At 60.0% G+C, this 10,910-nt stretch carries 10 protein-coding genes; 5 read left to right on the forward strand and 5 right to left on the reverse strand.

The window, feature by feature from the left end:
• Positions 1-219 precede the first annotated feature (219 nt).
• Together ACMLHG_RS16085 and ACMLHG_RS16090 are read left to right on the forward strand one after the other, a co-directional pair.
• Complete coding sequence (locus ACMLHG_RS16085) at positions 220-1,275, forward strand: hypothetical protein (RefSeq protein WP_417171143.1); 1,056 nt, start codon at positions 220-222, stop codon at positions 1,273-1,275.
• A 15-nt stretch (positions 1,276-1,290) separates the two neighbouring features.
• Complete coding sequence (locus tag ACMLHG_RS16090; protein ID WP_417171144.1) at positions 1,291-2,064, forward strand: type II secretion system protein; 774 nt, start codon at positions 1,291-1,293, stop codon at positions 2,062-2,064.
• Positions 2,065-2,107: 43 nt separating this feature from the next.
• Here the strand turns inward: ACMLHG_RS16090 and ACMLHG_RS16095 are convergent, their stop codons facing one another.
• From ACMLHG_RS16095 to rfbB, 5 genes are read right to left on the reverse strand one after another with little or no spacing between them, the layout of a single operon-like run.
• Entirely contained in the window at positions 2,108-2,863 is a 756-nt protein-coding gene (locus tag ACMLHG_RS16095) for a DeoR/GlpR family DNA-binding transcription regulator (protein ID WP_294437075.1), read from the reverse strand.
• Between the two features lie 15 nt (positions 2,864-2,878).
• On the reverse strand, positions 2,879-3,724 hold the full coding sequence (gene rfbD, locus ACMLHG_RS16100) for a dTDP-4-dehydrorhamnose reductase (RefSeq protein WP_295810030.1): 846 nt from the start codon (positions 3,722-3,724) through the stop codon (positions 2,879-2,881).
• 25 nt (positions 3,725-3,749) lie between these two features.
• The gene (rfbC, locus tag ACMLHG_RS16105; protein WP_295810028.1) at positions 3,750-4,319 is read right to left on the reverse strand and encodes a dTDP-4-dehydrorhamnose 3,5-epimerase; all 570 of its coding nucleotides are present in this window, start codon (positions 4,317-4,319) and stop codon (positions 3,750-3,752) included.
• A gap of 10 nt (positions 4,320-4,329) precedes the next feature.
• Positions 4,330-5,199, reverse strand: coding sequence for a glucose-1-phosphate thymidylyltransferase RfbA (gene rfbA / locus ACMLHG_RS16110; protein ID WP_295810024.1), 870 nt, complete (start codon positions 5,197-5,199; stop codon positions 4,330-4,332).
• Positions 5,196-6,275, reverse strand: a complete 1,080-nt coding sequence (rfbB, locus tag ACMLHG_RS16115) for a dTDP-glucose 4,6-dehydratase (protein ID WP_366943164.1) — start codon at positions 6,273-6,275, stop codon at positions 5,196-5,198. Before rfbB ends, rfbA begins: the two co-directional genes overlap by 4 nt.
• 200 nt (positions 6,276-6,475) lie before the next feature.
• Between rfbB and gmd the strand changes: the two genes are divergently transcribed.
• The 3 genes from gmd (at position 6,476) to ACMLHG_RS16130 (ending at position 10,748) form a co-directional block, all read left to right on the forward strand.
• The gene (gene gmd / locus ACMLHG_RS16120; RefSeq protein ID WP_295810022.1) at positions 6,476-7,528 is read left to right on the forward strand and encodes a GDP-mannose 4,6-dehydratase; all 1,053 of its coding nucleotides are present in this window, start codon (positions 6,476-6,478) and stop codon (positions 7,526-7,528) included.
• A gap of 6 nt (positions 7,529-7,534) precedes the next feature.
• Positions 7,535-8,476 carry a GDP-L-fucose synthase family protein gene (locus tag ACMLHG_RS16125; RefSeq protein ID WP_367170062.1) on the forward strand — a complete coding sequence of 314 codons (942 nt, stop codon included), beginning with the start codon at positions 7,535-7,537 and terminating at the stop codon, positions 8,474-8,476.
• A 274-nt stretch (positions 8,477-8,750) separates the two neighbouring features.
• Positions 8,751-10,748 (forward strand): ribonucleoside triphosphate reductase, encoded by a 1,998-nt coding sequence (locus ACMLHG_RS16130; protein ID WP_417171145.1) that lies wholly within the window; start codon positions 8,751-8,753, stop codon positions 10,746-10,748.
• The last annotated feature ends 162 nt before the right edge of the window (positions 10,749-10,910 follow it).

Consider the following 10,910-nt stretch of genomic DNA (forward strand, 5'->3'; position numbering starts at 1 on the left):
TGATTGATGTTCCTCGGATCCTCCTGTTGTAATATTGCAGAAAATTCCACCTTTGCAAGGCCACTGGACTTTGCATGCAGATTAAACCCAAGTTTCCACGCTTTTGCGGAAGCGTGCGCTACCGAAACGCTGGGCGCATACTTTTATGCGGCGCAGCTCCTCGCCGGGAAAACCTATCTCGGCGATACGCGGAGCTGCCCCGACGGGGCGGAGCGGATCTTGGTATTCTCCGACGGCCGGCACCACACCGGCGTCATTCTCGGCCGCGACGAAACTCCCGTTCAACTTCCCGCGCCGGAGTTTCCGGTTCTGGATCAGTTCGCGATCGACGGAAGCCCCCTGTCGCCGGATAAAGCCGGCCGCACCCTCCTCCGTGGAATCAACTATCTCACTCTGTCGGAACTTCCTCCGCTGAACCGGGAGACCGAAGGAGCGAAACTGCTCGCCATTGCCCGGAGCTACCGGCCGCTCCCCCGGAAGCAAAATCCCGTCATCTTCCAGTTTGATCCGGCCGGATTGCCGGCAAATCGGCTGGGGTATCAGGCCCGGCCGGAACGTCTGGTTTTCTCCGCCATCAACCTGTCGGAGAAGGAACAGAAAATCTCCCCGCATCTTCAACTTCCGCCCGGCGGAAAAATTCTCTCGTCTCCGAAGGTACCGCAGATTCTGGTTCCCCGCTCCGCAACGAGCCTGGAATACCAGCTCGATCTTGCCGGAGTGAAAAATCCCGGCAACTTCCGGATCCGCCTGGAAGATTCGTCGGGGACGGGCAACTTCCTCGTTCTGCCCTTTTTCCTTCCTTTTGAAAACACTCTTGCGAAATCCTTCGAAACCGGCAATGTGAAACGCTGGCGTCCCCACTGCTCCGGCAGCATGACCATCTCCGACGATCCGACCGAGAAGGCGATCAGAATTCATGCGGATTTCACCGGCATAAATGAAAATCACTGGGCCGAACCGGTATACCGGTTCTCTTCGCCCGGGGAAAATCTGACGGGGTCCCTCGGAGTCTCTTTCGAAATCAGGGCGAAACAGAGCAACGGGTCAAAGTATTTCACATATCAGGTTGTTGGATTTCACGATGAAAACAACCGGAATATCACCGTACACTTCACACCGGCACCGACGGAACAATGGCAGACCCGCACTGTTCTCTGGCCCTCTTTTCTCAAGCTGGAACAACTCAAAGAGTTCCGAATCGGGCTGGGACCGTCGGACAACAAACTCGATTACTGGATCCGCAATATCCGTTTTCTTTATCCGGATAAACAATAGACAAGGAGAGTGACTATGAAGCGGAAAAAAGATTTTCGGAGGATCTGCGCAATCGATGGCGCTGTATGCAGATTTACTCTTATTGAACTTCTCATCGTAATCGCGATCATCGCCAGTCTGGCAGCGATGCTGCTGCCCGCACTCGGCAAGGCCAGAGCTGCCGGCATGCGTACCCGATGCGCGGGAAATTTCAAGCAGATCAACACCGCTGTCTCCCTTTACGCCGCGGACTTTCAGGATATGTGGCCGATTAACCTCACTCCAAGCTGGGCCTGGGTCCAGGCGATCTGTATCATCCCCGGAAAGGAGTCCAGCTATCCCCTCAGCCGCAACTATGTGACCCGTGAGGTGACGATCTGCCCGGCCCAGCGGGAAAAATTTGATTTCTCCTGGATATTCAACAGCATCGGAGTGAATTCCCCCGCCATGCGAACCCAATGGTGGCTAGGTGAAAAACGAGAGAGTTTATTCGGCTCATTTTCCTCCCTCTTCTCCTCCCCGGCAGCAGGACAATACACGCTCCACCTGAACCGTCTTCGCAACCATTCGAAACTTCCGCTCTTTTCCGACACCTTTTCCATTCAGGCTGATGTTCATTATGGCGAAAGCTATTACGGCTTTTCTCCGACGGAGAACGGAACTGGGGTTGCCAGCATCCATCACGGAGACAGCGGAATGCTCCTGTGGGGAGACGGGCACGTCACGTATCCGCATGAGAGAGATTTCCGCGTTCAGGATTTTGAGCTCATCATGATCAACGGTATCAAAAAAGATCTCCGGACACCGTAGAGCAGGGAAATGCCGGCAGAAGGAAGAAACCGCGAACCGGCGACTATTCGAACTTCATGCTGCGCCCGTAGAAGTAGCCCGGCGGCGGCGCATCCGAAATCAGCCGGTCGATCCGCGACAGCGGCGCGATCGCGAAGATTCCCGACCGGTCGAACTTGTCGCTGCCGATCAGAAGATAGTTCCGGGCCGAGATCTCCAGCACCCGCCGCAGAAAGTTCGCATGGTATTCGTGGCGCGAGGAGATTCCCTCCGGCGTCATCCCCAGCGCCGAGAGAAACGCCTTGCCGATCGAAAGGTGTTCCAGCTCCCGCATCGTCGCCTGCCCGAGAAAGGCGTTGAGCTGCAGATCGTAGTTCCCCCCCAGCGCAATCAGAAAGTAGTTCGACGGAAACAGCGGGAACTCCTGGATGATCAGCACCGAATTGGTCACGATCGTCAGGTTGGCGAAATTCGAATTCTGCAGCAGCTTCGCCAGATAGTAGACTGTCGTCGAGGAGTCCAGAAAGATGATGTCCCCGTCGCGGATCTCCGAAATCGCCGCCTCCGCAATGATCTGCTTCACCTCGCGGTTGTTGACCAGCCGGTCCCGGTAGTGGCCGGAAAGCGCCGGAGCGGAGACGTTTTCCGCCGCCGCCACCCCGCCGTGCACCTTGCGCACCTGACCGGCATTGACCAGCGCCGCCACATCCCGGTGTATCGTCGCGGAAGAGACGTGGAACTTCTCCATCAACTCCGCCAGCGAACAGTATTTCCGCTCCTTCACATACTGGACGATCTCGTACGAACGCAGGCTTTTCATTCCGCCGCCACCCTTTTAGAATTCACGGGCGAGGAACTCCCGCAGCGCATCGCGCCAATCCGGCATCGGCGGCAGTCCGGCCAGCCGGAGCATCCGCTTCTCCAGCCGCGAATTGGCCGGGCGCGGCGCCGGGCGAGGAAACTCATCCGTGCGGCACGGCACCACCTTCTGCGTCACATTCCGCTGCGAAAAGATTTCGCAGGCGAACTCATACCAGCTCGCCTCGCCCTCGCAGGTGAGGTGATATGTCCCCACCAGTCCGGGCCGGCAGAGCAGCTCCCGCAGTCCGTGCGCGACCGCCAGCGTGCTGGTGGGGTTGCCGATCTGATCGGCCACCACCTTGAGCTCCGGACGGCTCCCGTCGGCCAGCTTGAGCATCGTGTGGACGAAACTCGGTCCCCCTGCCCCGTAGAGCCAGGAGATGCGCGCAATCACATGGTCCGGACAGTGGGTGCGGACCAGCTCCTCCCCGGCGAACTTGCTCTGTCCGTAGACGGTGGCACCGCCGGTCGGGCGGTCGAATTCGCTGTAGGGGCGGTCCGCATTGCCGTCAAATACGTAGTCGGTCGAAATCGCAATCAGCCGGACATGGTTCCGGTTGCACGCTGCCGCCACCACCCCGGTGCCGAACGCGTTGAGCCGGAACGCCAGGTCGCGTTCGCTCTCGCACCGGTCCACCGCAGTCATCGCGGCACAGTGAATCACCGCATCCGGCCGCGCTTCCCGCAGCAGGGCGTCGAATCCGGCAGGATCGGTGATGTCCGCCTCCGGCAGGTCGGTCGGAATTACTTCATATTCGAAAAGTTCCGCAGTAAGGGTGCGCCCGAGCATCCCGCGCCCCCCGGTGAGAAGTACTTTCATTGCAGTTCCCTTTCCCTGCGGGGGATCACCCCTGCTTCATCTCGTTGAAATCGAACAGTTCCGCATCTGCCAGCCGGGGGTTGCGCGTATCCTTCGGCGACAGGATGAAGGAATCCACCTTGACGCGCCAGTCAATCCCGAGCTCGGGATCGTCGAAGGCGATTCCCCGCTCGTGCGGCGGACTGTAGCGGTTGTCGCACTTGTAGGCGAAGATCACCTCGTCGGAGAGCACCACAAAGCCATGCGCGAACCCGCGCGGCACAAAAAGCTGGCGCTTGTTCTCCCCGGAGAGTTCCACCGCCACGTGCCGCCCGAAGGTGGGCGAGCCCTTGCGGATGTCCACCGCCACATCGAGCACCGCGCCGCAGATCACCCGCACCAGCTTCGCCTGCGTGCAGGGCGGCGCCTGATAGTGAAGTCCCCGCAATACGCCGAACCGGGACTTCGATTCGTTGTCCTGAATGAAACGGGCATGGATGCCGGCCGCGGCCAGCTCCGCCTCGTTCCAGGATTCAAAAAAGTAACCGCGCGCGTCACCGAACACCTTCGGCTCCAGAATCACCACGCCGTCGATTTCCGTCGGAATCACATTCATGCCGAACCTCTCACTCCTCCCCGATCATCCGGGCGAGATACTGCCCGTACTCGGTCTTCATCATATCCTGAATACTCTCCCGGACCTCCTCGCGGGTCATCCAGCCGTTGTTGTAGGCGATCTCCTGCAGACAGGCGACCTGAAGCCCCTGCCGGGATTCGATCGTGCGGATGAAATTGGCCGCGTCAAGCATGCTCTCGTGCGTGCCGGTATCCAGCCAGGCGTAGCCGCGGGCCAGTTTCTCCACGTGAAGATCCCCCCGCTTGAGATATTCGTTGTTCACCGAGGTGATCTCCAGCTCGCCCCGGGCGGAAGGTTTGATGTGCCGGGCGATCTCCACGACGTCGTTGTCGTAGAAATAAAGGCCGGTCACCGCGTAGTTGGAACGCGGATGCGCCGGTTTCTCCTCGATCGACACCGCCTTCCCCGCGGCGTCGAACTCCACCACGCCGAACCGCTCCGGGTCGCGTACATAGTAGCCGAACACCGTGGCGCCGGATTTGCGCGACACCGCCTTTTTCAACAGCGTGCTCAAGTTCGCGCCGTAGAAGATGTTGTCGCCGAGCACCAGCGCAACCGGATCGCTCCCGATGAAATCCGCACCGATCAGAAACGCCTGCGCCAGTCCGTCGGGCGACGGCTGAACCGCGTAGGAGAGACGGACGCCGAACCGCGAACCGTCGCCGAGCAGCCGCTGAAAATTCGGCTGGTCCTCCGGTGTGGTGATGATCAGAATGTCACGGATTTCCGCCAGCATCAGCGTCGAAAGCGGATAGTAGATCATCGGCTTGTCGTAGATGCCGAGCAGCTGTTTCGAGACGCCGCGGGTGATCGGATGAAGCCGGCTGCCGGCTCCGCCTGCCAGAACAATTCCCTTCATTTCGCCTTGCCTCCCAGTCCGAGACGCTCCCGGGAGTAGGAGCCGTCCTGCACCCGTTTGCACCAGGTGTCCCGATGGTCGAGGTACCACTCCACCGTCTTGCGGATGCCGCTTTCGAAGGTCTCCTGCGGCTTCCAGCCCAGCTCGCGGCCGATCTTGGCCGCGTCGATCGCATACCGCAGGTCGTGGCCGGGCCGGTCGGTGACGAAGGTGATCTGCTCGCGGTAGGAACGCCCGTCGGAGCGCGGCCGCAGTTCATCGAGCAGCGTGCAGATGGTCTCGACCACCTCGATGTTCTTCTTTTCGTTGTGCCCGCCGATGTTGTAGGTCTCGCCCGGCACTCCGGTCGTGGCGACCAGATAGAGGGCGCGGGCGTGATCCTCCACATAGAGCCAGTCGCGGATCTGCGCCCCGGTGCCGTAGACCGGCAGCGGCTTGCCGTCGAGCGCGTTGAGGATGACCAGCGGAATCAGTTTCTCCGGGAAATGGTAGGGCCCGTAGTTGTTCGAGCAGTTGGTCACGATCGTCGGCAACCCGAAGGTGCGCTTCCACGCCCGGACCAGGTGGTCGCTGGCCGCCTTGCTCGCCGAATAGGGCGAAGAGGGCGCGTACGGCGTGGTCTCCCGGAAGAAATCCCCCGGCCCCTCCAGATCGCCGTACACCTCGTCGGTCGAAATGTGGTGGAACCGGAACCGGCTTTTCGCCGCGTCGTCGAGCGTCTGAAAATAGTTCCGCGCCGCTTCCAGCATCGTCGCAGTGCCGACCACGTTGGTCTGGATGAACTGCATCGGACCGTCAATCGAGCGGTCCACGTGGGACTCCGCCGCAAGATGCATGACAATATCCGGCCGGAAGTCGGCGAAGACCCGGTCGAGCCCCGCCCGGTCGCAGATATCGAGCTGTTCAAACCGCAGCCGCGGGGAGTCGGCGACCTCCGCCAGCGACTCCAGATTGCCGGCATACGTCAGCTTGTCGATCACGCACACGGCGTCTCCGGTGTTCCGGATGATGTGCCGGACCACCGCCGAACCGATAAAACCGGCGCCGCCGGTTACAATGATTCTTTTCCCTTGCAAAATCGTCACCCTTTCCAGGAGACCGCCTCCCGTTTTCGTTTTCTTATTCTAAAATAGCATTCTACCGGAGAAATTGCCAGTCGATCCCCCTCTCCGAAAAGAGATTCGATGAATTTCTCGAAAACTCCGCAGAGAAGATTGTAAAAACTCCGCCGCGCCTGTATGTTAAGCCCGTACAGCATACGGGAGAATATCACACCATGAAAAAAGCCTTGATTACCGGAATCACCGGCCAGGACGGCTCCTATTTGAGCGAGCTTCTTCTGGAGAAGGGATATGAAGTGCACGGCATCATCCGCCGGGCGAGCTCCTTCAACACCGGCCGCATCGACCATCTTTACCGGGACTGCCACGAAAAGGACGTCCGGCTTCTTCTGCATTACGGCGATCTGACCGATTCGAGCAACCTCAACCGGCTGATTGAAAAAATCGCGCCGGATGAAATCTACAACCTCGGCGCCCAGTCACACGTCAAGGTCTCCTTCGAAGTGCCGGAGTACACCGCCGAATGCGACGCGCTCGGCGTACTGCGGCTGCTCGACGCCATCCGGGAGACCGGCATTACCACCCGTTTCTATCAGGCGTCGACCTCGGAACTCTTCGGGAAGGTACAGGAAATTCCCCAGAGCGAGACCACCCCGTTCTATCCGCGGTCGCCTTACGCCGCCGCCAAATTGTACGGCTTCTGGATCACCCGGAACTACCGGGAGTCCTACGGGCTGCACGCCAGCAACGGCATCCTCTTCAACCACGAGTCTCCGCGGCGGGGAGAGACCTTCGTCACCCGCAAGATCACGATGGCGGTGGCCCGGATTCACCGCGGACTCCAGGAGTGCCTCTACATGGGCAACATCGATGCGAAGAGGGACTGGGGATATGCCCCGGATTTCGTCCGGATGATGTGGATGATGCTCCAGCAGGAGAGGCCGGACGACTACGTCATCGCAACCGGAGAGATGCACACGGTCCGGGAATTCATCGAAAAATCCTTCGCCCATGTCGGACGCCGCCTGGAATGGCGGGGCGCAGGAGTCGAGGAGACCGGGATCGACACCACCACCGGGAAGACCGTGGTGCGGATCGACCCGCGCTACTTCCGGCCGGCGGAGGTGGAGCAGCTGCTCGGCAACCCGGCAAAGGCAAAGCGGCAGCTGGGCTGGGAACCGGAGGTGAAATTTGAAGAACTGGTCCGGCTCATGACCGAAGGCGACCTTCGCCTGCTCGACCATCCCGGCTACGAAAAAGGATTTTAGAAAATGATTCCACGCGACGCAAAAATCTTCATCGCCGGGCACCGCGGCATGGTGGGCAGCGCAATTACCCGGAAATTCGAACGCGAAGGCTACACCCGCCTGCTCAAACGGACCCACCGGGAGCTGGACCTGCGCAACCAGCAGGCAGTGAAGGAGTTCTTCGACCTCGAACGCCCGGAATACGTGGTGCTCGCCTCCGCCAAAGTCGGCGGAATCATGGCCAACAAAACCCATCCGGCGGAATTTCTGGTCGAAAACCTCGAAATTCAGAATAACGTGATCATGCAGGCGTTTCGAACCGGCGTCAAAAAATTCTGCTTCCTCGGGTCGAGCTGCATCTATCCGTGCAAAGCGCCGCAGCCGATCAAGGAGGAGTATCTGCTGACCGGACCGCTGGAACCGACCAACGAAGGGTATGCGCTGGCGAAGATCGCCGGGTACAAACTCTGCCTCTACCTTTCGAAGGAGTACGGATTTCCCACAGTGAGCCTGATGCCGTGCAACCTCTACGGAACCAATGACAATTATGATCCGGAAAACAGCCATGTCTTCCCGGCGTTCATCCGCCGCTTCACCGAGGCGGCGGCAAAGCAGCTGCCGGAGGTGACGCTCTGGGGCACCGGCGCGCCGCTGCGGGAGTTCCTCCATGTCGACGACGTGGCCGACGCGGTCTACTACTTCCTGCAGAACCGCAACGAGCCGGAGGTGATCAACATCGGCTACGGCTCCGACCTCTCCATCCGCGAACTGGCGGAGAAGATCGCCGCTGCCGCCGGCTTCACCGGCCGGCTCCGCTGGGACTCCTCGCGGCCGGACGGAATGTACCGCAAGCTGATGGACTCCACCCGGGCTCGATCCCTCGGCTGGAGCCCGAAGATCTCGCTGGACGAGGGAATCGCCCGAACCGTACGCGAATATCTCGCCGGCGACGGACGCCGGAACGGCTGAGGTTCCACCGAAATCCGGGCCCGTTTTTTCCGCCCTGTTCCACGGAAAAAACGGGCTTTTTTCTGCCGAAAAGCTGTAACATCTTCATGGAAAAACGCTAGGAAAATCACGATGGAAAAATTCATAAAAAACACAAGATATTGTGTGTTTCCCGTTTGCAATATCAATATTCAGTGGTATTGTAGATAATGTGCGATCTCATTCCACGACGGTGTCGGAATGGGAATTTCATTTTGTAGAGGCGGGAACATTCAACAGAGGCAGAACGGGGAAGATGCAAGAGATCAAGTCATCCATCGAAAAAATGAAAAAGCGCGACGGCCGGATTGTGGAATTTGATCCGGAGCGGATCGTCATCGCGATCGGAAAGGCACTGAAAGCCGCCGGCACCGCCAATGAGAAAGTCGCGCGCAACGTCGCCCGGCACGTGGTGGATGAACTGGTCGCCAAAGGGTATGACGCCCCGGATATGATTCCCGACGTCGATCTCATCCAGGACCTGGTCGAACACGCGCTGATCACCCGCGGCCTGCCGCAGGCGGCGAAGCTCTACATCCTCTACCGCGCCAGCCACGACAAACTCCGCGAGGGGCGCAAGCTGATGATGGATGTGCAGGATCTCGTGTCGAGCTATCTCGGGCAGGAGGACTGGCGGGTCAACGAGAACTCCAACTCCGGCTACTCCTACGCGAGTCTGCTCAACCACGTCTCCGGCGCAGTGATCGCCAACTACACGCTGGCGAACATCTACCCGAAGGAGATCGCCGAAGCGCACCAGAGCGGCGACTTCCACCTGCACGACCTGTCGTGCGGCATCGTCGGCTACTGCGCCGGCTGGAGCCTCCGCGACCTGCTCGAACGCGGGTTCCAGGGGCGCGGCGGACGCGCTTCGGCGGCGCCGGCGAAGCACTTCGACACGGCGACCGGGCAGATCGTGAACTTCCTCTCCACGCTGCAGACGGAGTGGGCGGGGGCGCAGGCGTTCAGCTCCTTCGATACCTTGCTGGCTCCCTTCGTGCGCCATGACAAGCTGACCTATCAGCAGCTCAAGCAGAACATTCAGCAGTTCGTCTTCGGGTTGAACATCGCCAGCCGCTGGGGGCAGACCCCCTTCACCAACCTCACCTTTGACTGGGTGGTGCCGGAGGATCTCCGCGACACCCCGGTGATCATCGGCGGGAAGCCGCAGGACGAGGTCTACGGCGACTTCCAGAAAGAGATGGATCTCATCAACCGCGCCTTCCTCGAAGTGATGGCCGAAGGGGACCGCGACGGGCGGATCTTCACCTTCCCGCTCCCGACCTACAACGTGACGAAGGATTTCAACTGGACAAGTGAAAATGCGAAGCTGCTCTTCACCGTCACCGGCAAGTACGGGCTGCCCTACTTCCAGAACTTCATCAACAGCGATCTGAAGCCGGGCGATGTGCGCAGCATGTGCTGCCGCCTGCAGATGGATATGCGCGAACTGCGCAACAAGACCGGCGGGCTGTTCGGCGCCGGCGAGCAGACCGGTTCGATCGGCGTGGTGACGATCAACATGCCGCGGCTCGGCTACATTTCCAAGGATGAAAAGGAGTTCTTCGCACGGCTCGACCACCTGATGACGCTGGCGATGGAGTCGCTGGAGATCAAGCGCAAGGTGGTGCAGAAGCACCTCGAAGGGGATCTGCTGCCCTACACCAAGACCTATCTGCCGAACCTCGAGCACCACTTCAGCACCATCGGGCTGGTGGGGATGAACGAGTGCTGCCTGAACTTCCTCGGCTGCTCGATCTGCGACCGGGAGGGGGCGGAGTTCTCGCGCAAAGTGCTGCTCCACATGGCGGAGAAGATCAAGGACTTCCAGGAGGCCACCGGGCACATCTACAACCTCGAGGCGACGCCGGCGGAAGGGACCAGTTTCCGGCTGGCCCGGCTGGACCGCAAGCGGTTCCCGGAGATCATCTGCGCGGGCAGCGAGAACCCGTACTACACGAATTCGACGCAGCTGCCGGTGGGGTACACCAGCGACCTCTTCGAAGCGCTCGATCTGCAGGCGCCGCTCCAGCAGATCTACACCGGCGGGACGGTCTTCCACGCCTTCATCGGCGAGCGGATCGACGACCCCGATCTGGTGGCGTCGCTGGTCAAGCGGATTGCGACCAACTACCGGATTCCGTATTTCACGCTGACGCCGTCGTTCAGCATCTGTCCGGTCCACGGCTACATTCCGGGCGAACATTTCGAGTGCCCGCTGGAGGCGGAGCATAAGGAAGCGGTCAGCGAGTAAGCAGGGAAGCGAGGGGCGGGCGCGGAAGCATTCGCGCCTGCCGGAGAACATTCACGATACAGGAAACGACAAAGGAGAACGGATCATGGCGAAGTGTGGAGAAAAAACCGAAGTGTACAGCCGCGTCTGCGGATATTTCCGCCCGGTTTCCAACTGGAACAA

It is taken from the genome of Victivallis sp. (genome assembly GCF_048170485.1).
Classification (GTDB): Bacteria; Verrucomicrobiota; Lentisphaeria; order Victivallales; family Victivallaceae; genus Victivallis.